1 pseudogene is annotated in these 1,038 nt (G+C 73.6%); it reads right to left on the reverse strand.

The window, feature by feature from the left end:
- Nucleotides 1–1,038 (reverse strand): annotated as a pseudogene (locus ADK54_RS14315) (hypothetical protein); the annotation flags it as partial.

A 1,038-nucleotide genomic window follows, 5' to 3' on the forward strand; every position in this document is an offset into this window, starting at 1 on the left:
GGGCGGGCACGTTCTCCCAGGCGCCCTCGGCGGGCTGGGCCGGCTCTTCGGTGGTGTGCAGCAGGCTGACGAACTCCGCGTACTGGGTGGCGGAGATCGACTGGAGTGCCAGGTCGCTCTCCAGCAGGTGGCAGGGCTGGAGGCCGGTGGCGGAGGCGTCGAGGCGTTCCGCGTCGGGGAACGACGCGGCGGCGATTCGGGCGGGCAGGACCAGGGCGACGGGCAGGTGCTGGGCTCGGGCGACGGCGTCGGCGAGCTGCCAGGCGTCGTCCTCGGTGGCTTCGGCTGCGCAGATCAGCATCCACGGCAGTACCGGGGGGTTGTCGGTCTGCTGGTTCTGGTGGGCTTCCAGGAGGAGTTCGCCCAGATCGCTCAGGGCGGCTCGTAGGTGCGGGATGGGGCGCAGGCGTCCGGTGGGGAGCAGCGCGGCGATGTCGCTGCCGAGCCCGACGGTGAGGATGTCGGCGTGGTCGCTCCAGCTGGAGTTGGCGGCTTCCAGGGCGATGGCCCGGGCTGCGGCCAGGACGTCCTCGTCGGTGCCGTCCAGCAGCAGGGTGCGGGCGTGGGGCAGGTTGAGGAGGAGGTGGCTCTCGTCGCTGTCGGCGCCGAGGGTGACCAGCCCGGGGTAGGGGGCGGGGGTCTGGGCGGCCTGGTCGTCGGGCAGCAGCTGGTCGGGGCTGGTGAGGGTCCACCAGGGGCTGGTTTCGGTGCGGGTGAAGGGCCCGTACGGTGCGCAGGTCGGGTCATCGGGCAGGAGGTGGATGCTGCGGTGGGTGACCTTGGCGCCGCGCAGGGCGGGCAGGTCGTTGCCGTCCTGTGTGGCGGTGTGGGCGAGGGTGCGCAGGGCGCGGTCCAGGAGGTCGACGCTGGCGGGCTCCTGGGTGGCGCCCAGGACTTGTTCGAGGGCGGCGGTCTGCGGGTCGGGCATGGCGATGGTTTCGCCGGGGGTGCGGCGGCGGCGTTGCAGGACGCGCTTGACGCTGAGGCTGGTGAGGAGACCGGCGGCCAGGAGCAGGCCCCCGCCGGAGGCCCCGCCGA

It is taken from the genome of Streptomyces sp. WM6378 (assembly GCF_001279695.1).
Lineage (GTDB): Bacteria > Actinomycetota > Actinomycetes > Streptomycetales > Streptomycetaceae > Streptomyces.